The sequence below is a fragment of the Cellulosimicrobium sp. JZ28 genome (genome assembly GCF_015327065.1).
In the GTDB taxonomy this organism is placed as follows: Bacteria; Actinomycetota; Actinomycetes; order Actinomycetales; family Cellulomonadaceae; genus Cellulosimicrobium; species Cellulosimicrobium funkei.
In genome coordinates, this window is record NZ_CP017660.1 from 3,039,369 (window position 1) to 3,065,604 (window position 26,236).

The window sequence follows — 26,236 nt, forward strand, 5'->3', positions numbered from 1 at the left end:
GGCGGCGTCAGGCCGCCCGGGCGGCCTCCTGCGCGTCCTCGGCCTCGATCCGGCGCCGCGCCTCGGTGCGGGCGGAGCGGTCGGTCGGGGTCCCGGCGTCGAGGTAGCGCACCACGAGGTGCGGGCGCTGCAGGACGCGGTACCGGACCTCGAGGTGCCAGTTGCGCACGGCCCAGACGGCGGCGCCCACCGCGACGAGCGCGGCGGTGATCGACCCGACGCCGATCGCCCAGCGCGGGCCCCACGCCTCGGCGATCCAGCCGACGAGCGGGGAGCCGACGGGCGTCGCACCGAGGAACACGATCATGTAGAGAGACATGACGCGCCCGCGCATGACGGGGTCCACGGACATCTGGATGGTCGAGTTGGCTGCGGTCATCATGGTGAGCGACGCGAGCCCCACGGGGATGCACGCGACGGCGAAGCTCGCGTACGTGGGCATGAGCGCCATGACCCCCGTGGCGACGGCGAACCCGAACGCGGACCCGATGACGAGCCGGACGCGCGGGCGCTCCCGGCGCGCGGCGAGCAGGGCCCCGGTGAGCGACCCGATCGCGAGGATGGACCCGAGGATCCCGTACTCCCCCGGCCCCATGCCGAACTCGACCTTCGCCATCATCGCGGACGTGAGCTGGAAGTTGAGCCCGAACGTCGACACGACGCCGACGACGACCATGATGACGATGATGTCCGTCCGTCCGCGCACGTACCGGATGCCCTCGCGGATCTGACCCTTCTCGCGCGGCGCGCTGGGCAGCACGTGGAGCTCGCGCGTGCGCATGTACAGCAGCGCGAGGATGGTCGCCCCGAAGGTCACGCCGTTGATGATGAACAGCCAGCCGGAGCCGACGGCCGCGATGAGGAGCCCGGCGACGCCCGGCCCGACGAGGCGCGCCGCGTTGAACGACGCGCTGTTGAGCCCGACGGCGTTGGAGAGCTTGTCGGCGGGCACCATCTCGGCGACGAACGTCTGGCGCACGGGGTTGTCGAACGCCGAGACGACGCCGAGCAGGCCGGCGAACACGTAGACGTGCCACAGCTCGACGTTCCCGGACAGCACGAGCGCGCCGAGGCCGAGCGCGAGCAGTCCCATCGCGCCCTGGGTGGCCATGAGGAGCCGACGGCGCGGGAGCCGGTCGGCGAGCAGGCCCGCCCACGCGGACAGGGCGAGCACGGGCGCGAACTGCAGCGCGGTGACGACGCCGACGGCGACGCCGGAGTTGTCGGTGAGGTCGCTGAGGACGAGCCAGTCCTGCGCGACGCGCTGCATCCAGGTGCCGACGTTCGCGACGAGCGCGGCGCCGAACCAGACGCGGTAGTTGTAGTACTGGAGGGAGGAGAACGTGGTGCTCATCGGGCGGCGATCCGGGTCAACAGCTCACTGGCGCGGGCCAAGGTCTCTCTTTCGTCAGGGGTGAGGGAGGACAGCTGCTGCGTGAGCCACGCGTCCCGGCGGCGCCGCGTCTCCTTGACCTCGCGCACGCCGGCGTCCGTGAGGCGCACGACGACCTGACGGCGGTCGCTCGCGTGCTCCCCCTTCTCGACGAGACCCATCTCGACGAGGGCGTTGACGGCGCGGGTCATCGACGGCGGCCGGACGCGCTCGTGCTCCGCGAGCTCGCTGGGCGACATGGCGCCGTGCTTGTGCAGGACGGTGAGGACGCCGAACCGCCCCTCGGGGAGGTCCGCCTCGCCGCGCTGGGCACGCAGCCGCCGGGAGATCCGGGTGAGCGCGACCCGCAGGTCGCCGCCGAGCGTCGCGGGCCGGTACTGGTTCCGGGTAGGAGCAGTGAGGTCCGCAGCAGGCATGATAGTTACCCTAACTCATTACCCTAGGTAAGGAAAGAGGTGCAGGTCACGTCCAGGGGCGCGCCGGAGAGGCACCACGCCTGGGCGCGGGCAGCGCCTCGGCAGGTGCCTGTCGGCACTGCGGCGAGGACGCGAGGGCGGCCTGCCCGGCGGTCGTGTCAGGGCACGTAGGCGACGACGACGTCACCCTCGCCGTCCACGACGACGGCCCCCGTGCCGTGCGGGACGAACACGGACTGCCCGCGGACGAGCCGCGTCCCGGGCTCGGCCCCGGCGCCCGCGCGGGCGGCCGCGAGCGTCACCGCACCGTCCAGGCACAGCACGACGCGCGGACCGGCGGCGGGCAGCGGCACCGCGCCCGCGACCCGGCCGGCCCGGAGCGCGAACTCCGCGACGGGCGGGCGGTAGGCGACGAGGCCGGTGCCGTCGTCGACCAGCCGCGGTCGCGCGGCCGGACCGGGCGTGCACGTGGCGCACTCGAGCAGGGCGTCGACGTCGACGAGCTTGCTCGTCAGCCCGGCCCGCAGCACGTTGTCGGAGCTCGCCATGATCTCGACGGCGCACCCGGACAGGTACGCGTGCACGTGCCCCGACGGGACGAACATCGACTCCCCGGGCTCCAGGGTGACGCGGTTGAGCATGAGGGACACGACGGCGCCCGGGTCGCCCGGGTGCTGCTCCGCGAGCGCGAGGACGGTCGCGTCGGCACGGCGCGACGTGCGCCGGCCCCCCGGCGCGGGCACCGCCGGCTCGCGCCCGGCCCGGGCACGGACGGACGCGACGGTCAGCGCGAGGTCGGCCGCGACGTCGGGCTCCGCGCGGGCGTGGAGCGCGAGGGTGAACGCCTCCCGGACGCCCGCCTCGGTGGGGCGGGCGCGCAGGGTGTCGCGCATCCGTCCGGCGAGCGCGCCGTCGAGCCCGTCGAGCAGCTCGAGGATGCGCGCGGGTCGGCGGAACCCGGAGAGGCCCTCGAAGCGGGAGACCGCCACGACCATCTCGGGCTTGTGCTGGTCGTCGTGGAAGCTGCGCAGCGGCGAGTCGCGCGCGACGCCCTCCCGGTTCTCGCGGTTGAACCCGGCGCGCGCGAGGTGCGGGCGCGGGTGGACCTGCAGCGAGAGCGCACGGTCGGCGGCGAGCACCTTGAGGAGGTACGGCAGCCGGGGCCCGTACTGGTCGAGGACGCGCTGGCCCAGCACCCCCACCGGGTCCGCGCGCACCAGGTCCGCGAGCGTCGTGCCCGACGTCGTCTCCGCGCCCGGGTGCGACGTCCCGGCCGGGCGAGCGCCGCCGTCGGGCACGACGCGCGACGGCGCGAGCGGGTGCGCCCCCATCCACAGCTCGGCCGCCGGACGACCGTCCGGTACCACCCCCAGGAGGTCCTGGATCGCCGACGTCGAGCCCCAGTCGTACCGCTGGACGGTGTTCTCCAGCCGGTAGAACGCCGACGGACGAGCGCCGGGGAGGGCGTCGTCCACCGACGCCTCCCCCGACCGCTCGTCCGCCGCGCTCGTCATGGGCCGAGCCTAGAGGCCCAGGGCGTCCCGGATGGGGCCGAGGAGGAAGTACACGACGAACATCGCCGCCGCGACCCACATCAGCGGGTGGATCGCCCGGACCTTGCCGAGCGCGAGCTTGATGAGCACGAAGGCGAGGAAGCCCGCCCCGATGCCGTCCGCGATCGAGTACGTGAACGGCATGACGATGATCGTGAGGAAGGCGGGGATGCCGATCTCGACGTTCTTCCAGGAGATGCCGGCGATCTGCGTCATCATGAGGAACCCGACGAAGACGAGCGCGGGCGCCGCGGCCTCGTACGGGACGAGCGCGACGAGCGGCGACAGGAACGTCGCGAGCAGGAACGCGACACCCGTGACGACCGACGCGAGGCCCGTGCGGGCACCCTCGCCGGCGCCCGTCGTCGACTCGACGAAGCTCGTGTTCGACGACACGGACCCGGCACCACCGGCCGCCGCCGCGATGGAGTCGACGACGAGGATCGCGCGCGAGCGCGGCGGGACGCCCTCGGCGTCGTTGAGGCGCGCCTCGGCGCCGACGGCGACCATCGTGCCCATCGAGTCGAAGAAGTCGGCGAGCAGGAGCGAGAACACCAGCAGGATCACGGTGACGGTCGCGATGTTCTGGAACGAGCCCAGGAGGGAGAACTGGCCGAGGAGGCCGAAGTCCGGGACCTGCACGACGCCGTCGAACGTGGGCGCGTTGAGGTTGAAGCCGTCCGGGTTCGAGCCGTCGGGGGCCTTCGCGCCGATGTGGAGCGTGTTCTCCAGCACGACGGCGAGCACCGTCGCCGTGAGGATCGCGACGAGCAGCGCGCCCTTGACCTTGCGCACCCAGAGCACGATCGTCAGCACGAGGCCCACGACGAACACGAGGATCGGCCACGTGCCGAGGTTGCCGAGCGCGAGGAGCGTGCCGCTGCCCGCGGTGACGAAGCCCGCGTTGACGAGGCCGATGAGCGCGATGAACAGGCCGATGCCGACGCTGATGGCGGTCTTCAGCTCGAGCGGCACGGCCCGGAAGACGGCCTCGCGGAACCCGGTGAGCACGAGCACGAGGATGATGAGGCCCTCGATGACGACGAGGCCCATCGCGTCCGCCCACGTGACCCCGGGCAGCGACGCGATCGAGTACGCGACGACGGCGTTGAGACCGAGCCCGGCCGCGAGACCGAGCGGGAAGTTCGCGAAGACGCCCATGGCGAGCGTCATGACGCCCGCGACGAGCGCGGTGGCCGCGGCGATCTTGCCGAAGTCCGGCTCGGCGCCCCCGCCGAGGAACTGGCCCGTGCCGTCCTGGACGGTCCCGATGATCAGCGGGTTCAGCACGATGATGTAGGCCATCGCGAAGAACGTCACGAGACCGCCGCGGATCTCGGTGCCGATCGTCGAGCCACGCTCGGTGATCTTGAAGAAGCGGTCGATCGCGCCGCGCGCAGGCGCGGGGGCGTGCTCGTCCTCACGGACGGAGGTGGGGGTGGACATGGGGAGAATGCTGCCAGAACCGTGTGACCGCGCGGTAACGCGCCGGACACGGTCGGGCATCGCCCGCCCGGGTCGTCCGTGCACGTCAGGCCGCGCCGACGGCGTCGAGCGCCGTCCGGGGTGTGCTCGACGCCACGTCAGCCGGCCCGGGCGTCGCGCCGACGTCGTGCGCGCGGGACACGCCGTGACCGTGCCCGAGCGACTCGGCCGTCGCGAGGTCGGTGACGCTGCGCGGCGCGCCCGAGGCGAGCTGGACCGCGTGGAGCACGTCGAGGATCGCGTTCGCCCGCTCCCCGGCGGGGCCCGCGGGGACGCCGTGCACGACCCGGGCGGGGTGCAGGAGGTCGACGACGGCGTGGCCCGGCCGGTGCTCGTCGGGCACCCAGGCGACCGTGGCCGGGACGCCGTCCGCGGCGAGGCACGCGGCGAGCAGCGCGGCGGTGCCCGCGGGGACGCGGGCGCGCCCGACGACGAGGTCGCCGGGGCCGAGGTGCGGGGCGAGGCCGTCGAGCGCGTCTCGCAGCGCCGCGACGCGCGCCGCACCGCCGACGTCGGGCGCGGTCCCGGCGCCGACGCAGAGCAGGTGCACGCGCGCACCGGCGACGGCCGTGCGGTCGGTCGTCGGGCGCAGGCGCCCGCTCACGAGGCCGAGCGCGAGGAGCCGGGGCAGCCGCGGCTCAGCGGTCCTCGGCGCGGAGCGGAGCGCGGCGAGCGCGCGCGGGTCCGGGTCGAGGAGCACGACCTCGTGGCCGGCGGCGGCGAGGCAGGCCGCGTGCAGGACGCCGCGGCGACCGCCTCCCGAGACCGAGACCCGCACGACGCACCTCCTCCTGCCTGCCCCGACACCCCGGCGGGCGTCAGTAGGCCCCGGAGCCGGAGAACACCGCGCGCGCCGTGCGCGCGAGGATGAGGAAGTCGCCGAACATCGTCCAGTTCTCCACGTAGTACACGTCGAGACGGACGCTCTCCTCCCACGACAGGTCCGACCGGCCGCCGACCTGCCACAGGCCCGTGAGACCGGGCTTGACCAGGAGCCGACGGCGGACCTTCTTCTCGTACTTCTGCACCTCGCGCGGCAGCGGGGGCCGCGGGCCGACGAGGCTCATGTCGCCGCGCAGGACGTTGAGGAGCTGCGGCAGCTCGTCGAGCGAGTAGCGGCGCAGCACCCGGCCGACGGGCGTCACGCGCGGGTCGTCACGCATCTTGAACAGAAGGCCGGAGCCGTCGTTCTGCTCCTCGAGGTGCTCGACCTCGCGGTCGGCGCCCACGCGCATCGAGCGGAACTTGTACATCGAGAACGTGCGGCCGTTGCGCCCGACGCGCTCCTGGCGGTAGAGGACGGGACCGCGGCTCGTGAGGCGGACGGCGAGGGCGACCGCGACGAGCACGGGCAGCGCGACGAGCGTGATGAGGGCCGCGCCCGTCCAGTCCACGACCGACTTCACGGCGAACTTGGGCCCCGTGAAGCGGGGCGCGTCCACGTGCAGGAGCGCGACGCTCTCGGCAGGCGTGATGGTGATGCGGGGGCCGGCGACGTCCGCGAGCTCCGCCGTGAGCATGAGGTCGACGCCGAACGGCTCGAGCTCCCAGCCCAGGCGGCGCACGACCTCGGCCGTGATGGCGTCCGAGCCGGAGACCGCGACGACGTCCGCGCCCACCCGGGTCGCGACCTCGCCCGCGTGCCGGAGCTCGCCGAGCACCGGGACGCCGTGGATCTCCTCGCCCGCCCCGAACCCGCCCGACGGGACGCACACGCCGACGACGCGGTAGCCCGACTCGTCGCGGGAGTTGAGGTCGCGGATGAGGCGCTCGGCCTGGTCCCGGTGCCCGATCGCGAGCACCGCGGACCGCATGCCGCCGTGGGCGCGCTGACGGTGGAGCCACTGGCGCCACGCGTACCGGCCCGCGAGCAGCCCGCCGAGGCCGAGGGGGAACGCGAACGCGAGGTAGCCCCGGGTCTCCGGGAAGCGGAGCAGGAAGGCGAGGACGGCGAGCACCGCGAACAGGCGCCACGACGCGTCGAACACGCGGTGGTACTCGGTGGGCCCGCTGCCCATGACGCGGGGGTCGCGCGTCCGGCTGGCCACGAGGGACACGGACCAGGCGACGCCCACGAGCACGGACAGGACCACGTAGGGGACGCGGGCCCGGCTCACGGGCTCGTCGATCACGGCGTCCCAGCGCAGGAAGTAGGCGACGAGCACGGCCACGACGATCACGACCGTGTCGGTGACGAGCAGCCGGCGGCGGTAGGCGACCTCCCAGCCCTGCGCGGCGAACGCGGCCCGGGCGGCGCGGATGCGCGCCGCGGGCGACGCCGTGAGAAGGGTGCGCAGACCTCGTCTCGTGTCGTCGGTGACGCTGTGGGACATGCGTCCACCTCCGGTCGGCTCCACACCCTGCATGGCGACTCATCCTAGGTTCGAGAATGTGCGATAACGAGGGTTGACGAGGGCTTTCACCCGGGTGAGAAGGCGTTCCGGACGACTGCTGTCCGGAAGGTCCCGGGCCGCAGGATCCTGCGGTTCTCGCCTCGTCCGCGCGTCGTGAAGGAATTCACTGGACAGGTGTCCAGGTCTGACGTTCTGCCGCGCGCGACACTGTGTGCGCGAAGTCGTGGAGGAGTGCCCGCCCGGATTCCGGGGCGGTTCGAGCTGGACGGGCGACCACGAGCGGGAGAGCGTGGTGGGCCGCTTGCATCGTAGCGCGCGGTTGCGGGTGCTCCGGACGTGTGCTCACACCAGAGGGGAAGAGACGCAGGTCACGCCTGTGACGCGCCGTGGGGGTGAAAAAACCGGCGCGTCGCTACGATGCTCGGGTGCCCTCGGTCGTGACCCTTCTACTCCACCCCGAACGCCGGCGCCCCGACCCGGCGCCCTGGCGGGTCGACCTGCGCGTCGTCATCCTCGCCGGCATGGCGCTCTGGACGGTCGCGCTCGTCGTGTGCGCCGTCCTGCTCGCCACCGGGACGCTCGCGCCCCGCGCGGTCGCGACGTGCGCCGTCGGGCTCGCGCTCGGCGCCCTCGGGCTCGGCTGGGAGCGGCGGAACCGGACCCGCTACCGCGCGTCCGCCGACGACTGAGGGTCGTCCCAGGCCGTCCGCGCCACCGCGCCCTGCGCCCCGCGCGGGTCGCGGAGCACCTCCTCGAGCACGTGCCGCGCGCGGTAGCGCCCCGCGACGACGGCGAGCGCCGCCGCGAGCCCCGCCGGACCGGTAGCGTGCACGACGACGTCCGCTCCCCCACGACCCTCGACCCACCACGGGACCGCGACCCCGCCGACACGGAGGTCGTCGTGCCGTTCCCAGGTGCGCGGCAGGCGCTCGCCGACGACGGTCCCCGCCTCGCCCGGGACGTCCTCGCGGTGCCCGGCGTCGTCCGGCGCCGGTGCGGGGCCCGCGACCGTCGCGACGTCGAGCAGGTCCGCGATCTCCTCGACCAGGTCCCGTCCCGCGGGCACGAGCGGACGCAGCGGCGCCCACATCGGGTCCGGGGCCACCGCGACGTCGTCGGCCGCCGCGACGACGACCGTCCCGCCGTGCAGCGCGGGCACCCGCGCGGGGGCCGGGTCGAGCCGCACGCCGCTCTCCGCCAGCGTCTCCAGGGCGCGCCACAGCGCCAGCGCGGCCGCGGCGTCGACCGGTGACCCGACGGGCGGCAGCCCGTCCAGCAGGTCGGCCCACTCCTCCGTGTCGAGCGCGGCGAGGTCGTGCACGCCCCCGACGGCGGCGAGCGCCGCGTCGTCGAGCCCCGCCACCTCCGGCGGTGCCGGACGCAGGAACGCGGCGGCGGGGCCGCCGTCGAGCGCGAACGGCCCGCCGAGCTCCTCGCGCAGCCACCACGCCGTGTACGACCGGGCCGACGTCGGACGCCTACCCTCGGCGCGCACGGGCGTCAGCAGGGCCTCCCGCGCCGCGGGGTCGCCCGCGAGCCGGGCGAGCACGTCGGGCCACGCGTCGTCGGCCACCGCGTCCAGGTCCGCGACGGCGAGCACGTCCCCCACGTACGCCTCGGGGCCGAGCGTCGCCGCGAGGTGCTCGAGGTACCCGGCCCAGTCGGAGAGCCAGCCCTCCGGCGCGTGCGGGTCCAGGTCGGGCTCGTCGCCGTCCGACGCGGGCGCGAGGACGTCGCGCACCCGCAGCACGGTCGGTCCCGCCGCGGCGCCCACCGCGCGCAGCGCCGGCTCGCCCCAGCGCGCGACGACCCCCGGGTCGACGACGTCGAGCCCGTCGAGCGCGTCCGCCGCCCAGGTGCCCGGCAGGGCGCAGCCGCGCGCGGGCGACCAGCCGCCGTCCGTCGTCGGGACCGGGAGCTCGCCCCACCAGAACGGCAGCGCGTCGCCGGGGTCCCGCACGTCGCGCAGCGCGGCGGCGACCAGCGCGAGCAGCCGCTCGACCTTCGGGGCGGGGTCGTCGTCCGCCTCCGCGGCGTCGGCGGCGGCCAGCACGCGCTCGCGCACCGCGCCGTCGGCGAGCACCGCGCGCAGGTCCGTCGCGCGCGCGCCCAGCCGCTCGAGCAGCGGGTGCGCGGCCCGCGGGTCGACGACGCGCAGACCGAGGTCGGCGGCGTCCCGCGCGTCGAGCGTCCCGCCGTCCATGCCGTCGTCGAGGAGCAGGAGGCCGCGGGCCCCGCGCGCGACCTGCCCGCCGAGGAGCGGGACCGGGAGCGCGCCCAGCGCCTCGAGCACCGACCGGTCCCCCGCGTGCGGCGCGAGCGCGTCGTACAGCGCCCGCCAGCGCTCGGGGTCGGCGACGAGCGGGAGGTCGTCCACGACGTCGGCCAGGTCGACGACCTGCGCCCCGAGCGACCGCGCGACCGCGCGCAGCGGGCCCGGCACGTCCACGAGGTGCGCCGCCCCGAGCTCGGCACGCACGCGCGCGTCGCCCACGTCCCCGGCGAGGACGCGCGCCTCGGCGGGCGCGAGGAGCCGGCGCTCGTCCCGCTGCGGCGCACCGTGCTCGTCACGGTCCGCGAGGATCGGCGGGTCTTCCCAGGTCTCGTCGAGCGCGAGACCGGGCTGGTCGGGCGGCAGGTCGAGCGGGAGGAGCGGCGTGCGGGCCAGGGCCGCCGTCGCCGCCGTGCGGACCCCCTCGTCGACCGCGCTCCCCGGCAGCCCGGTCGGGACGAGCGCGAGCACGTCGGCGCCGCGGTCGGCCGCGAGCGACCCGAGGAGCGCCGCGAACGCGCGACCCGCCTCGTGCGCGACGTGATCCGTCACGGCACCGCGCGGGACGTGCCGGCGCGCGGGGTCGAGCGGGAACGTCGCCAGGAGCAGGGCCGGGAAGGTGAGCCGCTCGTCCGTCGGAGTGGGGGCGTGCAGCACGGTCGGCGCCGCCGCGTCGTGGGGCAGCGCCCAGGTCACCGACCAGCGGTCCGCGCCGCGCTCCTCGACGGGACGGTCCGCGAGGAGCGCGGGGTCGAGCGTCCCCTCGCGCCGCAGCACCGTCCAGCGCTCGTCGACGTCCGCGACCCGGCGCTCCGCGACGCCGTCGCCCGCCACGACGACCTCCGTGAGCGCGGGCAGGGCGAGCAGCAGCGGGTCGCCGACGTCCGCGAGCTCGGCCCGCACGGCGTCGAGCGCCGCGTCGTCGCGCAGCTCGACCTCGACCACCGTGTCGTACCCCGCCGGCACCTCGACGCGCGCCGGGAACGGGAGGCGCAGCACCGGGAGCCGGTCGCCGCGCCCCGCGACCTCGGCGGCGAGGTCCGGGCGGTCCGCCACGACGTCGTCGAGCGCGGCGCGCGTGCGGTCGAGCGAGAGCTCGACGGCGTGGTCTCCCGCGCCGACGCGCACGCGGTCCGCGACCGAGCGGACCGCCGCGAAGCCGACCCCGAACCGACCCACCGTGCGCGGGCCACCCGCCGCGCCCGCGCCCCGACCCGTGGCGGAGGCCCGCATCGCGACGAGCGACGCGACACCCGCCGCGTCGAGGGGCTCGCCCGTGTTGGCCGCGCGCAGCACCCAGGGCCCGTCGGGGTCGGACGGCGCGTGCAGGCTCAGCCGGAGCCGACCGGGGACGCCTGCGCGTGCGGCGGCGTCGGCGGCGTTCTGCGCGAGCTCGACGACGACCCGCCCCCGGTACGACCCGTGGGCGTGGTCCTCCTCCGTGTTCGCGTCCTCGCGCAGGCGCGTCGGCGAGGACCGCCACGCCTCCAGGACCGCACGACGCAGCGCGGCCGTCCCGAAGACGTCCTGCGTCACTCCCGCGGCTCGTCCGGCGCGGCGTCGACGGCGGGGTCCGGCGCGGTCTCGTCCGGCGTAGCGTCGAGGTCAGGGGCGGTCTCCGCGTCGTCCGGCACGGCGTCGACGGCGGAGTCCGGCGCGGTCTCCGCGTCGTCCGGCTCGACGGCCACGGCCGCGGGGGCCTCCGGCGCGGTGTCGACGGGCGTCGGGGCGTCGGCCACCGGCGTCGGCTCGTCCTGTGCCGCCGGAACCGTCCCGTCCGGGGCGGTCTCGTCCGCGGCAGTGTCCGTCGGCGCGGCCCCGTCCCGGGCCGCCTCCTTGCGGGCGACCGCGGACTCGAGGAGCGTGACGATCTCGACGTGCAGCTCGTCGACGAGCGGGTCCGGGTCCGGCCACTCGCTGCGCTGCGGCTCGACGTCCGTCTCCGAGTGCGCGCCGCAGCCGTGGTCGAGGCTCACGACCTTGCCGTCGTCGGGCGACCACTCGTTCGCGCACACGCCGAAGACCTGGCCGAGGCTGCCCTGGAGCGGCACGAGGAAGCCGCACGACCCGCAGTCGGCCGCGGCGGCGACGGCGCCGCGCGTCGTCGGGCCGCGTGACCCGCGGTACCAGCGCTCCGCGGCCTCGTCGCGGCCCTGCGGCGACAGCACGCGGGCACGCGCGAGCGCGAGCTCCTCGATCGCGACGGCGTCCTGCTCCTCGTCGCCCGTAGGCACGTAGCCGGGCTCGAGGCGCGGGTCGTCGGCGCGGAAGGGCAGCACGTCGCCCGGGCCGACGTCGCCCGGGCGCAGGCGCTCGGACCACGGGAGCCACGACGGCGCGAGCAGCGCACCGTCACCGGGCAGGAGCTCGACCTCGCACACCGTGGCCGTCCGGCCGCGCGGCACGCGCGCGAGCGTGACGGTCCAGTGCCAGCCGCGGTAGCCGCGCATCGTGCACGCGAAGCGGTGGGAGATGAGCCGGTCCGCCTCGGCGACCGTGCCGAGGTGCTCGCCCACGTCCTCCGGGCTCTCGGCCACCTCCTGCGCCGCGGCGCGCGCGAGCTCGACCGCGCCCGTGAGCACGGCGTCCCGCGCCGCGCGTGCGGAGACTCCTCGGACGCGCTCCTCTGCGGCTGCCACGGCGGACATCGTCAGGCCTCGATCTCGTCCGCGACCGCGCGCAGGACCGCGGCGACCTTGGTGGCCTTGCCCTTCTCCGGGTAGCGACCACGACGCAGGCCGTTGCCGATCCCGTCGAGCTCCTTGATGAGGTCCTCCACGATGACCGCCATCTCGTCCGCCGAGCGACGCTTCGCCTTGACGACCGAGGGCGCCGGGTCGAGGAACGTGACGGCGAGCGCCTGCGGGCCACGGCGCCCGTCGGCGACGCCGAAGTCGACGCGAGCGCCCGGCTTGGGCGCGGGGGCGTCCGCGGGCAGCGCGGAGGCGTGCAGGAAGACCTCGCCGCCGTCGTCGTTGGCGATGAAGCCGAACCCGCGTTCGGTGTCGAACCACTTGACCTTGCCGGTGGGCACGTGGACCTCGTTCGTGCTCGTAGGAACCAGAACCCCCAGGTTACCGGCCACGCGGCGGCAAAGCCGCATCCATACCGCGGGCGAGCCCAGGGGGAGCCCGGACGACCGGCCGCGTCCCCGCCGTCGTCCCGGTCAGCGCGGGACCACCCCGGCGTCCGCCCCGACCCGCAGCGCGACGGCGTCGAACCAGTCGGCGTAGTCGGCGACCGTGCGGTGGAGGTGGCCGAACAGCTCGAACGACACCGTGCCGAACAGGGTCGTCCACGCCATGAGCGTGCGCACGACGGCCTCGGGCGGGGCGTCGGGCGCCGTGAGCCCGCGGGCGCTCACGTACGCGACGGCGGGGGCCACGAGCGCGGCCGCGTCCCCGCCGGACGGCGGTGCGGGCGCGGGGCCCTCGCCGTCCGCCCAGGAGTCGGCGACGACCCGGACCAGGGTCCGCACGACGCGCGTCGCGGGCTCGACCGTGTCCTGCGGCGCCGCGTACCCCGGCACGGGGGTGCCGTAGAGCAGCCCGAACTCCCCGGGCCGCGCGACGCACCAGGCGCGCAGCGCGCGGCACGCGGCGAGCCAGCGACCGGGCAGGTCGTCCCGCGCGACGGCGGCCTCCGCGGCCTCGACGGCGGCCCCGAGCTCGTCGTAGCACTCGACGAGGAGCGCGGTGAGCAGCGCGTCCCGGCTCGGGAAGTAGCGGTAGACGGCGGACGACACCATGCCGACGTCGCGCGCGACGGCCCGCAGCGAGAGCGCGGCGGGCCCGTCGACGACGAGCCGCACGCGGGCGGCGTCGAGGATCTCGCGCGTGAGGGTCTCGCGCGCCAGGGCGCGCGCCGTCCGAGGTGCCGTCATCCCGTCAGAGTCGCAGACGAGAGCGCCGCCCACCAACGAGAGCGGTGCTCTTGCTTTGCCGTGGCCGTCGTGCCAGGCTGCTGCCGAAACGAGAGCACTGCTCTCGGAAAGGAGCCCTCATGTCCAGCACCTCGTCCTCCCCCGACCGGCACCTCGTCGTCGGCGCCGGCCCGGTCGGCCGCCACGTCGCGGCCCAGCTCGCGGCCCGCGGGTCGCACGTCACCGTCGTCACCCGCAGCGGACGGGACACCGGGCTCGCCGGCGTCACGCACCTCGCGCTCGATGCGTCCGACGCCGACGCGCTGAGCCGTGCCGCGGACGGCGCCGCCGTGCTCTACAACTGCGCCAACCCTGGCGACTACACGCAGTGGGAGAAGGTCTGGCCGCCGCTCGCCGCCGCGCTGCTCACCACGGCGGAGCGGACGGGCGCGGTCTACGCGATCACGGGCAACCTCTACCCCTACGGGCCGGTCGACGGACCGATGACCGAGGAGCTGCCGGACGCCGCGACCGACCACAAGGGCGTCCTGCGGGCCCGGCTGTGGGCCGACGCCCTCGCCGCGCACCGCGCCGGCCGTGCGCGGGTCGTCGAGGTGCGCAGCTCCGACTTCGTCGGGCCCGGGGTCGGCGCCAACGGCCACGTGTCACGCGTCGTCCCCGCCGCGCTGCGCGGCCGGGCCGTGACGATGATCGGCCGCACCGACCTGCCGCACTCGTTCACCGACGTGCAGGACGCGGCGCGCACGCTCGTCGCGGCGGCCGCCGACTCGGGGGCGCTCGGCCGCACGTGGCACACCCCGAGCAACCCGCCGCGCACCCAGCGCGAGGCGCTGACCGACGTCCTCGCGAGCGTCGGGCGCCCCCCGGTCCGGGTCCGCTCGCTGCGCGGCCCCGGGCTCGCCGTCGCCGGGCTGTTCTCGCCGCTGCTGCGCGAGCTGCGCGACCTCGCCTACCAGTGGGAGCACCCCTACGTCCTCGACGACACCGCGTCCCGCGACCGCTTCGGCATCGAGCCCACGCCCTGGGACGAGGTCTGCCGGCGGACCGCCCGCGGGTGACCGGTCGCCGCGGGCCGGGCGCGTGCGGTCGGCACGTCGTGCGGCGTTCGGCACCTGGGGCTGCCGACGTCCCGCACGCGCTGCCGAACCGCGTCCGTCCTGCCGAAGCGTCTGACCGTCGCGCACAGGCGCCGTCGACCGGGGACCGTCCACAGGACCGGTCCGGACGACCCACGCGCGCTCCCGGACCGGGCACGCTCGCCCGGTGCACGACGACGACCCCCTCGCCCCCGGCGGACCTCGACGACCCGCGTTGCTGCTCGCGGCGGAGCACCCGCCCCAGCTCGTGCGGCAGGCCGCGTCCTCCGGGTCCTGGGAGCGGGTGCGTCGGGGCGTCTACCGCGAGAGACCGGCACCAGCAGGAGGATCGGGCCCGCCGACGAGCGCGACCTCGTGCTGGACCGGGCGACCGCGCTCCATCGCACCCTCCGCGCGGACCACGTCCTCAGCCACACCACCGCCGCCCTCGTCCACGGCCTGCGCCTGTGGACGGCGCCCAGTGACGTGCACGTGGTGCAGCCCTACCGGCGGTCCGGGCGCGCGGACCCCACGGTCGCGAGGCACCTCGGACTCGTCGACGCCGTCGACCGGTGCGTCGTCGGCGGTCTGCCGGTGACGACGCCCGCCCGCACCGTCGCCGACTGCCTGCGCACCCTGAGCCCGCTCGAGGGGCTCGTCGTCGCGGACGCGGCGCTCGCGCGGGGTCTCGCCCGCGAGGACGTCGCGGCCTGTCTCGCGCGACAGCCCCGGGCTGCCGGGGCACCTCGCGCCCGGCACGTCCTCCGGCTCGCGGACGCCGGCGCCGAGTCGGCCTGGGAGACCTGGTTGCGGTACCTCGTCCTCCGGCTCGGCCTCCCCCGCCCGTCGACGCAGGTCCCGGTCCGTACCTCGGTCGGCCGGGTCCGCGCGGACCTCGGGTGGGAACCGTGGCGGCTGCTGCTGGAGTTCGACGGGCTGGTGAAGTACCGCACGACGGGCGACGGCCTCGCTCCCCGTGAGGACCCGGGCCGCGTCCTCGTCGCGGAGAAGCGACGGCACGAGGCGATCGAGGCGACCGGACGTCGCGTGCTGCGGTTCACCGCGCGGGACGCGCCCGACGCCGTCGGCGAACGGGTCCTGCGCTGGGTGCCGTCGGACGTCGTCGCGTCACTGCGCCCTGACCGTCACCTTCCCCCGCTGCGCTGACCGGTCGGCACCTCGGCGGCGGTTCGGCACCCGCAGCACTCTTCGGCACCTCGAGGTGCCGACGAACGACAGGAGGTACCGAACCGACAGCACAACCCGCGTAGCATCGGACGGATGGCCACCTCCCGGCCCGAGCGGGCTCCGACGTACAGCGAGTCGCTGCGCCAGCGCGACGACGCCGCGCTGGTCGCCCTGCTCGCGGGGCGTCCCGACCTCGCCACGCCCTCCCCCTCGACGCTGCTCTCGCTCGCCGCGCGCGCGATGAACCGCACGAGCCTCGAGCGCGCGCTCGCCGGTCTCGACGAGCTGACGCTGCACGTGCTCGAGTCGGTGCTCGTGCTCGACTCGGTGGGCACGCCCGCGACGGCGGCCGCGGTCGCGCGCGCGACGGGGGTGGACCGTGCGTCGGTCACCGCGGCGCTCGCGCGCCTCGACGAGCTCGCGCTCGCGTGGTCGCCCGGCACGCGCTCGGCCGGGTTCCGCCCGGCGCCCGGGACGGCCGAGGTGCTCGGCCCGCACCCCGCAGGCCTGGGCCCGGTCTTGGGCGACGCGCGCGACGCCCCGGCACCGTCCGCCGTCCTGCCCGACGACGCACCCCCGGGCGCGCGCGCGATCCTCGACGCGCTCGCGTGGGGGCCGCCCGTGGGCGTCGCCCCGCGTTCCGACGCGTCGGCGCGCCGGGCGACCGCCTGGCTGGTCGAGCGGGGGTACCTGCGCGCGACCGACGAGCGGCACGTCGTCCTGCCGCGCGAGGTCGGGCTCGCGCTGCGCGGCGGGCGCACCCACCGCGACGTGCGCACGACGCCGCCCGTGCCCGACGCGCGCGAGCTCCCCGCGGCGACGGTCGAGGCCGAGTCCGCGAGCGCCGGGCTGGAGGCGGTGCGCCTCGTCGCGCGCCTCGTGACGCACTGGACCGAGCACCCGCCCGGCGTCCTGCGCGCGGGCGGGCTCGGGGTGCGCGACCTGCGCCGCGCGGCCCTCGCCCTCGAGGTCGACGACGCGACGGCGGCCGCGGTCGTCGAGGTCGCCGCAGCGGCGGGCCTCGTGGCCGACGACGGCGACGACCCGCCCACGTTCGCCCCGACCCCGACGGCCGAGGACTGGCTCGACGACGACCTGGGCGACCGGTGGGCCGCGCTCGCGCGCGGGTGGTGGCGGTCGCGCCGCACGCCGTGGCTCGTCGGGAGCCGTGACGAGAGGGGCGCCCTGCGCGCCGCGCTCGACCCCGAGCTGTGGCGGCCCTGGGTTCCGCGGCTGCGCCGCTCGGTCCTCGACGTGCTCGCCCTCGCGCCCGAGCGGCCGCTCGGCCCGGCCGACGTCGTCGCGGTCCTGCGCTGGCGCACGCCGCGCGCGGTGCCGCCGGAGCAGGCCGTCGCGGGGCTGCTGCGCGAGGCCGCGCTGCTCGGCGTGACGGGCGCGGGCGCGCTCGCTCCCCCGGGCCGCGCGCTCGTCGCGGGCGACGACCCCGCGCCGTCGTCGGACCCCGTGGACCTGGGCGCCGCGTTCGAGGCCGTGCTCCCGCCCGAGGTGGACGACCTCCTGCTCCAGGGCGACCTCACCGGCATCGTGCCGGGCCGGCCCTCGCGCACGCTCGAGCGCCTCGTGGAGGTCGCGGCCGACGTCGAGTCGCGCGGCGCCGCGACCACGGTCCGGTTCACGCCGGAGTCGGTGCTGCGCGCGCTCGACCGCGGCGCGACGGCCGACGAGCTGCTGGCCGAGCTCGCGTCGCACTCCCGCACGCCCGTGCCGCAGCCGCTGGAATACCTGGTGCGCGACACCGCGCGACGTCACGGGCGCGTGCGGGTCGGGACGGCGTCGTCGTACGTGCGCGCCGAGGACCCGGTGCTCCTCGCGGGCATCGCGGAGGACCCGGCGCTGCGCGGCCTCGGTCTGGTGCTGCTCGCGCCGACCGTGCTCGCGTCCGGCGCACCGGCCGGGGAGCTGCAGGACGCGCTGCGGGCGCGCGGCGTGCCGTCGGTCGTGGAGGGCCCGGACGGGCGCGTGCTCGTCGCGGACCGTGCAGGCCGTCGCGACCTGCCCGACGCCGCGGGCCCGGCCCGGCGAGGACGGGCCGGGGCGGTCGTCGGGCGGCGCGGGAGCCGCGCCCGGACCGGGGTCGTGCCGGGCTCCGGGGCGCGGGTCGACGAGGCGCGGGACGGGGCAGGGCGTGGCGAGCAGCGGTTCGCCGACCTCGTCGCCCGGCTGCGCGCCGCGGACACGCGCTCGGCGGAGCAGGCCCGGTCCCGCGCGGCCGGCGGGGCACGCGCCGACGGCGACGGGTCGCGCCGGGGCGGGGGGACGCCGTCGGGCCGGGCAGGACGCGGGGACGACGGCCCCGAGGGAACAAGCGACCCGGTGGCGGCGTTGGGGCTGCTGCGCGAGGCGATCGCGGACGGCGCCATGGTGTGGCTCGAGGTCGTCGGGTCGACGGGCGCGCCGGACCGCCGCCGCGTGCGGCCCCTCACGCTCGACGCCGGACGGCTGCGCGCGCAGGACCCGGCACGCGACGCCGAGCTCACGGTCGCGGTCCACCGCATCGCGTCCGTGACCCCGGACTGACGCCGGCCCGCCCCCGCACTACCCCGGACCGGTCCCCGACCGACCCCGGACCACACCGGCCCGCCCGGCGACCGCCCGGACCGCACGACCCTCGGCCACCCACGGCAAGGAGAACGCATGACCGACGGACCTCTCATCGTCCAGAGCGACAAGTCGCTCCTGCTCGAGGTCGACCACCCCCGTGCCGACGACGCGCGGCGGGCCATCGCGCCGTTCGCCGAGCTCGAGCGCGCCCCGGAGCACGTCCACACCTACCGGCTCACGCCGCTCGGCCTGTGGAACGCGCGCGCGGCCGGGCACGACGCCGAGCAGGTCGTCAACACGCTCATCGAGTACTCGCGCTACCCGGTGCCGCACGCGCTGCTCATCGACGTCGCGGAGACCATGTCGCGGTACGGGCGGCTCACGCTCGCGCAGCACCCGACGCACGGGCTCGTGCTCGAGGCGACGGACCGCGCCGTCCTCGCCGAGGTGCTCAAGTCCAAGCGCACCGCCGGGCTGGTGGGCGACCGGATCGACGACACGACCGTCGTCGTGCACCCGTCCGAGCGCGGCCACCTCAAGCAGGTGCTCGTGAAGCTCGGCTGGCCCGCCGAGGACCTCGCGGGGTACGTCGACGGTGAGAAGCACGCCATCGCGCTCAGCCCGACGACGCCGCCGCGCGCCGAGGGCGAGGAGCCGAAGCCGTGGGAGATGCGCCCGTACCAGGCGCAGGCGGTGGACGGGTTCTGGCACGGCGGGAGCGGCGTCGTCGTGCTGCCGTGCGGCGCGGGCAAGACGATCGTCGGCGCGGGCGCGATGGCGAAGTCCGGGACGACGACGCTCATCCTCGTGACGAACACGGTGAGCGCGCGCCAGTGGCGCGACGAGCTCGTGCGGCGCACGACGCTCACCGAGGACGAGATCGGCGAGTACTCCGGCGCGCGCAAGGAGATCAAGCCCGTCACGATCGCGACCTACCAGGTGCTGACGACCAAGCGGAAGGGCGTGTACACGCACCTCGAGCTGCTCGACGCGCGCGACTGGGGCCTCGTCGTGTACGACGAGGTGCACCTGCTGCCCGCGCCGATCTTCCGCATGACGGCGGACCTGCAGGCGCGCCGCCGCCTCGGGCTCACCGCGACGCTCGTGCGCGAGGACGGCCGGGAGGACGAGGTGTTCTCGCTCATCGGGCCCAAGCGGTACGACGCCCCGTGGAAGGACATCGAGGCGCAGGGGTACATCGCACCCGCGGACTGCGTCGAGGTGCGCCTCACGCTGCCGGAGTCCGACCGCATGACGTACGCCGTCGCCGAGCCCGAGGACAAGTACCGGCTCGCCGCGACCGCCACCGGCAAGAACCGGGTCGTGGAGCAGATCGTCGCGCAGCACCCCGACGACCAGGTGCTCGTGATCGGCCAGTACCTCGACCAGCTCGAGGAGCTGTCGCAGCACCTCGACGCGCCGCTCATCACGGGCGCGACGACGGTCCGCGAGCGCCAGCGCCTGTTCGACGCGTTCCGCACGGGCGAGATCTCGCGGCTCGTCGTGTCGAAGGTCGCGAACTTCTCCATCGACCTGCCCGAGGCGTCCGTCGCGATCCAGGTCTCCGGGTCGTTCGGGTCGCGCCAGGAGGAGGCCCAGCGCCTCGGCCGCGTCATGCGCCCCAAGGCCGACGGCCGCACCGCCCACTTCTACGCCGTCGTCGCGCGCGACACGGTGGACCAGGACTTCGCGGCGCACCGCCAGCGGTTCCTGGCGGAGCAGGGGTACGCCTATCGCATCGTCGACGCGGAGGACCTGGGCGTCGTGCAGTGACGGGTGGGGGTCCCGCGACGTAGGAGCGCGGCACCCGCCTGGCACGGAACGACGCCCGGGGCCGACCAGGAACGCGGAGGACCTGGGCGTCGTGCAGTGACGGGTGGGGGTCCCGCGACGTAGGAGCGCGGCACCCGCTCGGCACGGAACGACGCCCAGGGCCGACCGAGAACCCGGAGGACCTGGGCGTCGTGCAGTGACGGGTGGGGACCGCAGCGCAGCAAGGTACCCGCCTGGCACGGAACGACGCCCGGGTCCGACCAAGAACACGAAGGACCTGGGCGTCGTGCAGTGACGGGTGGGGGTCCCGCGACGCAGGAGCGCGGCACCCGCCCGGCACGGAACGGTGCCGGAGGCCGACCAGGAACGCGAAGGACCTGGGCGTCGTGCAGTGACCGCGGGCCCCGGGCACCGATTGCGGGTCCTGGGCGGCTGGGAAAGGATCGGGCCGTGAGCACGGCCGATCGCCCCTGGCACCCCCGCGCGGCCGGGGGACGCGGCGCCCGCGCGTTCCTCGCCCTCGTCGTCTCGACGCTCGTCGGGCTGCTGACGTGCGTCGCCCTCGTCGCCCCGGCGGGCCTCGCGCACGCCGTCCCGCCGATGGACGTGACGAACGAGATCACCGACCCGTCCGGCGTCCTCGGGGACCGCACGGACGACGTGCGCGCGGCGCTCGACCGCCTGGCCCAGGACACGGACCTGCAGCTCTTCGTCGTGTACGTGGACGACCTCGACGGCATGGACGGCGTCGACTGGGCGAACGCGACGGCGAACCAGTCGGGGCTGGGGGTCGACGACCTGCTGCTGGCCGTCGGGACGCAGGACCGGCGGTACGGGCTGTCGTACGACAACAACGTCCCGCTGTCGGACGCCGAGCTGGACCGGATCACGTCCGCCGTGGAGGACGAGCTGCGCGCCGACGACTGGGCGGGTGCGGCCATCGCGGCGGCCGAGGTGGCGCGTGGTGCGAGCCAGGGCTCGGGCGGCGTGTCGTGGTTCTGGGTCCTGCTCGTCGGCGGCGTGCTCGTGATCGTGGTCGTGGTGGTCGCCCGAGCGGCGGGACGACGACGCCGGGCCGCGACCGCCGTCGGGCCGGCGGGCGACCCGCTCGCGGCGCTGCCCACGGCCGAGCTGGACCGCCGCGCGAGCGCGGCCCTCGTGGCGATCGACGACGCCGTGAAGACGTCCGAGCAGGAGCTCGGCTTCGCGCAGGCGCAGTTCGGGATCGAGGCGACGCAGCAGTTCTCCGCCGCTCTCGCCGAGGGCAAGCAGCGGGTCGCGGAGGCGTTCGCGCTGCGCCAGCAGCTCGACGACGACCAGCCCGAGGCGGAGCCCCAGGCGCGGCAGATGATGGCGCGCATCGTCGCCCTGTGCGACGAGGTCGCGGACTCGCTCGACGCCCAGTCCCGCACGTTCGACGAGCTGCGCGACCTGCAGGCCCGCGCGCCGCAGGTGCTCGACGAGACCGACCAGCGCGCGACCGAGGTGCTCGCCCGCGTCGAGCCCGCGCGCGCGACGCTCGAGGCGCTCGGGCGCACGTACCCGTCGACGGCGCTGGCGTCCGTCGCGCAGAACCCCGAGCAGGCGCAGGCGCTCCTCGCGGGCGCGCGCGAGTCGGTGGCGCGCGGTCGGGAGGCGCTCGCCTCGAAGGACCGGGCGACGGCGGTCGCGCTCGCCCGGGCCGCGCAGAACGCCGTCGGGCAGGCGGTGACGCTGCTCGACGCCGTCGACCGCGCGGGCACCGACCTCGCCGAGTCCGGTCCGCGCCTCGACCGGGGCGTCGCGTCGATCACGTCCGACATCGCGGACGCCGGGCGGCTCGCCCCCGGGGATCCCACGGTCGCGCCCGCGCTCGCGGAGGCGCAGGCCGCCGTCGCGGTGGCCGGGGCCGCGCGCGACGGCGGTGACCCGCTCGCCGCGCTCCGTCGCCTCACGGACGCGGAGGCGGCGCTCGACGCCGTCCTCGCCCCGTTCCGCGAGCGTGCCGAGCAGGCGGCGCGTGCGAACGCGCTGCTGCGCGAGACCCTCGCGCGCGTCGACTCGCAGGTCCGCGCGACGAACGACTTCATCGAGACGCGGCGCGGCGCCGTCGGCCCGGAGGCGCGGACCCGGCTCGCGGAGGCGATCCGCCTGCTCGGCGACGCCCGCGCGCTCCAGCCGACCGACCCGGTCTCCGCGCTCCAGCGCGCGCAGCAGGCCGACGTGCAGGCGCAGTCCGCGGCCCAGCGCGCGCAGCAGGACGCGTCGAGCTGGCAGTCGTCCCAGGGTGGCGGGTTCGGCGGGGGTGGCGGCAGCAACGTCGGGGGCATGGTCCTCGGCGGGATCCTCCTCGACTCCATCCTCCGCGGCGGGGGCGGCGGCGGACGCTCCGGCGGGTTCGGCGGCGGCAGCTTCGGCGGCGGCTACGGGGGTGGCGGGTTCGGCGGCGGACGCTCCGGCGGACGGTCGGGCGGACGGTCGGGCGGACGGTCGGGCGGACGGTCGTCGGGCGGACGCTCCGGCCGCGGCGGACGCTTCTGAGCACGGGCGGCACCTGACGCCCCGCACCACGGGACGACGGCACGACGGACACGACCAGCACCAGACGGCTCACCAGAGAGGGACGACCATGGCGGAGAAGCAGAGCATCTTCGGACGGATCGCGCAGCTCGCCCGCGCGAACATCAACGCGCTCCTGGACAGCGCCGAGGACCCGCAGAAGATGCTGGACCAGCTCGTGCGCGACTACACGAACAACATCGCCGAGGCGGAGCAGGCCGTCGCGCAGACCATCGGCAACCTGCGCCTCGCCGAGCAGGACTACAACGAGGACGTCGCCGCCGTCCAGGAGTGGGGCCAGAAGGCCGCGGCCGCGTCGGCGCAGGCCGACCGGTACCGCCAGCAGGGCGACGCCGCGAACGCCGACAAGTTCGACAACCTCGCGAAGATCGCGCTCGGCAAGCAGATCGCCGCCGAGAGCGAGGTCCGCCAGGCCGAGCCGCTCATCGCGTCGCAGCGCGAGTCGGTCGAAAAGCTCAAGTCCGGCCTCGCGATGATGAAGGACAAGCTCGGTCAGCTGAAGTCGAAGCGCGACTCGCTCGTGGCGCGGCAGAAGAGCGCGCAGGCGCAGCAGACCGTGCAGGGCGCGCTCAGCTCGATCAACGTGCTCGACCCGACGAGCGAGCTCTCCCGCTACGAGGAGATCGTCCGCCGCGAGGAGGCGCAGGCGCTCGGCCAGGCGGAGGTCGCCGCGTCGAGCATCGACGCCCAGTTCGCCGAGCTCGAGACGTCGGGCGAGGCCGTCGAGATCGAGGCCCGCCTCGCCGCGCTCAAGCAGGGTTCCGCGCCCGCCGCGCAGGTGTCGCCCACCCAGGTCACGCCCGCGATCGGATCCGGGACGACCACCCAGGACGCCCCCTCGACCGACTGGTGACCTCGGACCGGGTCAGGCGGGGACGCGTCGTCGGCTGACCCGGACCGCGGTGACGAACGACTCCGCGAGCCGGCGCCCGCCGTCGAGCAGCGCGGAAGCGTGCTCGTCGAACCCGGCGAGGGCCGCCGCGGTGTCGACGTCGTCGTAGCGGTCGCACCAGGCAGCGAAGCCGGCGCGCGACGCCTCGGGGTGGAACTGGACGCCGAGCGCGGACCCGAGGCGGAACGCCTGGTAGGGGTACATGTTCGACGACGCGAGCCAGACGGCGCCGTCCGGGAGCTCGACGATCGCGTCGCCGTGCATGCTCGTCACGCAGCGCACCGGGTCGTCGCCGGTCGCGAGCGGCGCCAGCACCGGGTCGGTGTCTGCCTCGGCACGCCAGAAGACGCGGGTCGCGCCGACCTCGCGCCCGGGCGGGGCGGCGACCGCCACCTGTCCCCCGCCCGCGACGGCGAGGAGCTGCGCGCCGAGGCAGATCCCGAGCGTCGGGACGCCCTGCGTCGCGGCGGCGACGAGGGTCTCGCGCAGGGCGGGCAGCCACGGGGCGCGCGCGTCGTCGTACGCGGACACGTGGCCCCCGAGGACGACGAGGCCGTCGCCGAGCTCGTCGAGCCGGTCCGCGGCGGGGACGGGCTCGCCCTCGTGCGCGCGGACGACGCGGAGCTCCGCGTCGAGGAGGTCGGCGTAGGCGTCGAGCGTGACGTCCGGGGAGTTCTCGACGACCGTGAGCCGGACGGTCCCGGTCGCGGTCGTGGCGTCGGTGTCGTGCATGGTCACGAACCCTGACGGTACCCACTCGGGGGTGGAAGGACGCAAACACCCACGTCGTGGACAGTGCGGCGGGCGCACCGGGACGGAGCGCGGCGGGTCGCGCGCGGATAGGCTGACCGGCATGTCCGACCTCCAGACCTCCGACGGCCGAGCGCTGACGACGCCGCGCCGCACCTACCTCGTCGTCGACGGCGAGAACATCGACGCGACGCTCGGCATGAACGTCCTCGGCCACCGCCCCGCCCCGGAGGAGCGGCCGCGCTGGGACCGCATCGTGGACTTCGCGCGCCAGGCCTGGGGCCAGGACGTCACGCCCCTGTTCTTCCTCAACGCGTCGTCGGGCCAGATGCCGATGTCGTTCGTGCAGGCGCTGCTCGCGATGGGCTACCGCCCGATCCCGCTGTCGGGGTCGAGCAACGAGAAGGTCGTCGACATCGGTATCCAGCGCATGCTGGACGCGATCGCCGGCCAGCCGGGCGACGTGCTCCTCGCGAGCCACGACGGCGACTTCCTGCCCCAGGTCGAGACGCTGCTCGACGACAAGGACCGCCGCGTGGGCGTCCTCGCGTTCCGCGAGTTCGTCAACGTGCGCCTCACCGAGCTCACGGGCCGCGGTCTCGAGATCTTCGACCTCGAGGACCACGCGGGCGCATTCACGGCCGTGCTGCCGCGCGTGCGGATCATCCCGCTCGACGAGTTCGACCCGATGCGCTACCTCTGACCGCCCGTACCGCGGGCTCCGTCGCTCACGCGTGGAGCTCGCGGTACAGCGGCGTCGGGAACGACGCCGTCACGCCGTCGCCGCCGAGGAGCCCGGCGATCCGCTCGGCCTCGACCGCGACGGCCCGCTCGCCGTCGGCGCCGACGTCGTCGAGGAGCCGCCACGCGGGCTCGCCGCCCGGCCGCACGACCCAGGCCCCGACGATCCGCCCTTCCCACCAGGCGGTCGCGCCCGCGTTGCCGATCGTGTCGAAGACGGCGGCCTTGTGAGCCCCGAGGTACCAGTCGCGCGCGGTCCAGCCCATCGTCGTCGGGTCGAGCGACGGCAGGAGCGCGACGTGGCCCTCGATCGGCACCTCGTCCGGACCGGGCAGGTCCGTGCCCCGCAGCATGACGCCGGGGCGGGCGTCCTCGCCGTCCTGTGCACCGACCTCGACCTCCACCTCGACGACGTCGAGGCCCGCGAGCGCCGCGAGCGTGTCGCGGCGGTTCCAGCCGGTCCACCACACGAGGTCCTCGACCGTCGCGGGCCCGAACACGTCGAGCCAGGCCCGCGCCAGCGCGGTGCGCGCCGCGGCCTCGTCGAGCACGGGGATGCCGCCGGGGAACCAGTCCTCGACGGGTGACCAGACGTGCCGGTTGGACGACCACGTGCCCCGCGGCTCGCCGCGCACCACCACGCCCTCGGCGGAAAGCAGCGAGAGCAGCGGGGACGTCATGGTGCGGCGCACGTCCCACGTCTTGGTGGTCGTGGGCAGGAACGCCGTCCGCAGCAGCGGCGCGGCCCGCGACAGGCTCGCGCCGTCGAGCGGGCCGTGCTCGGCGAGCGCCGCGTGCACCTGGGCCTCGACCGCGGCGAGGAAGGTCGCGGCGTCGTCGACCGGCGGGTCCGTGGGCAGGGTCGCGAGCTCCTTGAGCAGGCGCGTGCGCAGCCGTCGCGCGACGGCGAGGGCCGCCGCCGCGTGCACGACGGGCACCGTCTCGCGGCGCACGACGAACATCGTGCGTCGCATGGCGAGCACCTTGACGAGCGAGCGCCGCCGGAAGACGGCGTCCCGGACGTCGTCGAGCACGAGACCGGGGACCCGCGCGAGCACCGACAGGTAGACGCTCGGGGCGTCGGTCGCGTGCAGCGCGAGGAGCCGGTCGACGACGTCCTCCGGGCTCCGGGCCGCCGGTCTGCCGGGCAGGTCCGCGGCGAGCGCGAGCTGCTGCGCGACGAGCCGCCGCCGCCTCTGGTCCACCGTGATCCGCACGGCGGCCATCCTGCCCCGGGCCACCCACGCCCGCCCGCCCGCGAGCCGCGCCCGGCGCCGGCGTCGCGCCGGTGCCGCCGGGGTCGAGCACGTTCCCAGGCGTCTCCCAGACCGCGGGAGCA

General features: G+C 76.0%; 20 protein-coding genes. 8 read left to right on the plus strand and 12 right to left on the minus strand.

Annotation, left to right across the window (positions count from 1 at the left end; genetic code table 11):
• Positions 1 to 7 precede the first annotated feature (7 nt).
• From BJP59_RS13585 to BJP59_RS13610, 6 genes are all read right to left on the minus strand, one after another.
• Positions 8 to 1,354, minus strand: coding sequence for an MFS transporter (locus BJP59_RS13585; RefSeq protein WP_163188048.1), 1,347 nt, complete (start codon positions 1,352 to 1,354; stop codon positions 8 to 10).
• Positions 1,351 to 1,809 (minus strand): MarR family winged helix-turn-helix transcriptional regulator, encoded by a 459-nt coding sequence (locus BJP59_RS13590; RefSeq protein WP_021483075.1) that lies wholly within the window; start codon positions 1,807 to 1,809, stop codon positions 1,351 to 1,353. The genes BJP59_RS13585 and BJP59_RS13590 overlap by 4 nt, the downstream gene beginning before the upstream one ends.
• A 158-nt stretch (positions 1,810 to 1,967) precedes the next feature.
• Complete coding sequence (manA, locus tag BJP59_RS13595; protein ID WP_194521180.1) at positions 1,968 to 3,323, minus strand: mannose-6-phosphate isomerase, class I; 1,356 nt, start codon at positions 3,321 to 3,323, stop codon at positions 1,968 to 1,970.
• A 9-nt stretch (positions 3,324 to 3,332) separates the two neighbouring features.
• Positions 3,333 to 4,808, minus strand: a complete 1,476-nt coding sequence (locus BJP59_RS13600) for an NCS2 family permease (RefSeq protein WP_021483129.1) — start codon at positions 4,806 to 4,808, stop codon at positions 3,333 to 3,335.
• 85 nt (positions 4,809 to 4,893) lie between these two features.
• Positions 4,894 to 5,625 (minus strand): hypothetical protein, encoded by a 732-nt coding sequence (locus BJP59_RS13605; RefSeq protein WP_194521181.1) that lies wholly within the window; start codon positions 5,623 to 5,625, stop codon positions 4,894 to 4,896.
• Between the two features lie 40 nt (positions 5,626 to 5,665).
• On the minus strand, positions 5,666 to 7,180 hold the full coding sequence (locus BJP59_RS13610) for a sugar transferase (RefSeq protein ID WP_021482865.1): 1,515 nt from the start codon (positions 7,178 to 7,180) through the stop codon (positions 5,666 to 5,668).
• 458 nt (positions 7,181 to 7,638) lie between these two features.
• Here BJP59_RS13610 and BJP59_RS13615 point away from each other — a divergent pair, with 458 nt between their 5' ends.
• Entirely contained in the window at positions 7,639 to 7,890 is a 252-nt protein-coding gene (locus tag BJP59_RS13615) for a DUF2530 domain-containing protein (protein WP_034651078.1), read from the plus strand.
• On the opposite strand, the gene BJP59_RS13620 is transcribed toward BJP59_RS13615, so the two are convergent.
• From BJP59_RS13620 to BJP59_RS13635, 4 genes are all read right to left on the minus strand, one after another.
• Positions 7,866 to 11,009 (minus strand): sacsin N-terminal ATP-binding-like domain-containing protein, encoded by a 3,144-nt coding sequence (locus BJP59_RS13620; RefSeq protein ID WP_194521182.1) that lies wholly within the window; start codon positions 11,007 to 11,009, stop codon positions 7,866 to 7,868. The two genes, BJP59_RS13615 and BJP59_RS13620, sit on opposite strands and share 25 nt — an antisense overlap.
• Entirely contained in the window at positions 11,006 to 12,121 is a 1,116-nt protein-coding gene (locus BJP59_RS13625; protein WP_194521183.1) for a DUF3027 domain-containing protein, read from the minus strand. The genes BJP59_RS13620 and BJP59_RS13625 overlap by 4 nt, the downstream gene beginning before the upstream one ends.
• Before the next feature lie 2 nt (positions 12,122 to 12,123).
• Entirely contained in the window at positions 12,124 to 12,507 is a 384-nt protein-coding gene (locus BJP59_RS13630; protein ID WP_034651071.1) for a cold-shock protein, read from the minus strand.
• Between the two features lie 132 nt (positions 12,508 to 12,639).
• On the minus strand, positions 12,640 to 13,356 hold the full coding sequence (locus tag BJP59_RS13635; RefSeq protein ID WP_194521184.1) for a TetR/AcrR family transcriptional regulator: 717 nt from the start codon (positions 13,354 to 13,356) through the stop codon (positions 12,640 to 12,642).
• A gap of 119 nt (positions 13,357 to 13,475) precedes the next feature.
• On the opposite strand from BJP59_RS13635, the gene BJP59_RS13640 reads away from it, so the two are divergent.
• The 6 genes from BJP59_RS13640 (at position 13,476) to BJP59_RS13665 (ending at position 23,367) form a co-directional block, all read left to right on the plus strand.
• Complete coding sequence (locus BJP59_RS13640; RefSeq protein WP_194521185.1) at positions 13,476 to 14,414, plus strand: NAD-dependent epimerase/dehydratase family protein; 939 nt, start codon at positions 13,476 to 13,478, stop codon at positions 14,412 to 14,414.
• A gap of 393 nt (positions 14,415 to 14,807) precedes the next feature.
• Complete coding sequence (locus BJP59_RS13645; protein WP_194521186.1) at positions 14,808 to 15,599, plus strand: hypothetical protein; 792 nt, start codon at positions 14,808 to 14,810, stop codon at positions 15,597 to 15,599.
• A gap of 114 nt (positions 15,600 to 15,713) precedes the next feature.
• Complete coding sequence (locus BJP59_RS13650; protein WP_194521187.1) at positions 15,714 to 18,158, plus strand: helicase-associated domain-containing protein; 2,445 nt, start codon at positions 15,714 to 15,716, stop codon at positions 18,156 to 18,158.
• A 117-nt stretch (positions 18,159 to 18,275) separates the two neighbouring features.
• Positions 18,276 to 19,955, plus strand: a complete 1,680-nt coding sequence (locus BJP59_RS13655; protein ID WP_076406186.1) for a DNA repair helicase XPB — start codon at positions 18,276 to 18,278, stop codon at positions 19,953 to 19,955.
• Between the two features lie 450 nt (positions 19,956 to 20,405).
• A complete protein-coding gene (locus BJP59_RS20220) occupies positions 20,406 to 22,475 on the plus strand; it encodes a TPM domain-containing protein (RefSeq protein ID WP_263858626.1) in 2,070 nt (689 codons plus the stop codon).
• Between the two features lie 88 nt (positions 22,476 to 22,563).
• On the plus strand, positions 22,564 to 23,367 hold the full coding sequence (locus tag BJP59_RS13665) for a PspA/IM30 family protein (RefSeq protein WP_051028097.1): 804 nt from the start codon (positions 22,564 to 22,566) through the stop codon (positions 23,365 to 23,367).
• 12 nt (positions 23,368 to 23,379) lie between these two features.
• Here BJP59_RS13665 and BJP59_RS13670 read toward each other — a convergent pair whose 3' ends face one another.
• Positions 23,380 to 24,138, minus strand: coding sequence for a type 1 glutamine amidotransferase (locus BJP59_RS13670; RefSeq protein ID WP_194523069.1), 759 nt, complete (start codon positions 24,136 to 24,138; stop codon positions 23,380 to 23,382).
• 121 nt (positions 24,139 to 24,259) lie between these two features.
• On the opposite strand from BJP59_RS13670, the gene BJP59_RS13675 reads away from it, so the two are divergent.
• Positions 24,260 to 24,859, plus strand: coding sequence for an NYN domain-containing protein (locus tag BJP59_RS13675; protein ID WP_061268040.1), 600 nt, complete (start codon positions 24,260 to 24,262; stop codon positions 24,857 to 24,859).
• 25 nt (positions 24,860 to 24,884) lie between these two features.
• On the opposite strand, the gene BJP59_RS13680 is transcribed toward BJP59_RS13675, so the two are convergent.
• Positions 24,885 to 26,114, minus strand: a complete 1,230-nt coding sequence (locus tag BJP59_RS13680) for a winged helix DNA-binding domain-containing protein (protein ID WP_194521188.1) — start codon at positions 26,112 to 26,114, stop codon at positions 24,885 to 24,887.
• Between the last annotated feature and the right edge of the window lie 122 nt (positions 26,115 to 26,236).

What these genes read in the sequence shown, in the direction of transcription:
- BJP59_RS13590 (WP_021483075.1), bottom strand. Translation starts at nt 1,809, where the DNA reads ATGCCTGCTGCGGACCTCACTGCTCCTACCCGGAACCAGTACCGGCCC.
- BJP59_RS13600 (WP_021483129.1), bottom strand. Translation starts at nt 4,808, where the DNA reads ATGTCCACCCCCACCTCCGTCCGTGAGGACGAGCACGCCCCCGCGCCT.
- BJP59_RS13610 (WP_021482865.1), bottom strand. Translation starts at nt 7,180, where the DNA reads ATGTCCCACAGCGTCACCGACGACACGAGACGAGGTCTGCGCACCCTT.
- BJP59_RS13635 (WP_194521184.1), bottom strand. Translation starts at nt 13,356, where the DNA reads ATGACGGCACCTCGGACGGCGCGCGCCCTGGCGCGCGAGACCCTCACG.
- BJP59_RS13670 (WP_194523069.1), bottom strand. Translation starts at nt 24,138, where the DNA reads ATGCACGACACCGACGCCACGACCGCGACCGGGACCGTCCGGCTCACG.
- BJP59_RS13655 (WP_076406186.1), top strand. Translation starts at nt 18,276, where the DNA reads ATGACCGACGGACCTCTCATCGTCCAGAGCGACAAGTCGCTCCTGCTC.
- BJP59_RS13585 (WP_163188048.1), bottom strand. Translation starts at nt 1,354, where the DNA reads ATGAGCACCACGTTCTCCTCCCTCCAGTACTACAACTACCGCGTCTGG.
- BJP59_RS13625 (WP_194521183.1), bottom strand. Translation starts at nt 12,121, where the DNA reads ATGTCCGCCGTGGCAGCCGCAGAGGAGCGCGTCCGAGGAGTCTCCGCA.
- BJP59_RS13675 (WP_061268040.1), top strand. Translation starts at nt 24,260, where the DNA reads ATGTCCGACCTCCAGACCTCCGACGGCCGAGCGCTGACGACGCCGCGC.
- BJP59_RS13665 (WP_051028097.1), top strand. Translation starts at nt 22,564, where the DNA reads ATGGCGGAGAAGCAGAGCATCTTCGGACGGATCGCGCAGCTCGCCCGC.
- manA (WP_194521180.1), bottom strand. Translation starts at nt 3,323, where the DNA reads ATGACGAGCGCGGCGGACGAGCGGTCGGGGGAGGCGTCGGTGGACGAC.
- BJP59_RS13650 (WP_194521187.1), top strand. Translation starts at nt 15,714, where the DNA reads ATGGCCACCTCCCGGCCCGAGCGGGCTCCGACGTACAGCGAGTCGCTG.
- BJP59_RS13640 (WP_194521185.1), top strand. Translation starts at nt 13,476, where the DNA reads ATGTCCAGCACCTCGTCCTCCCCCGACCGGCACCTCGTCGTCGGCGCC.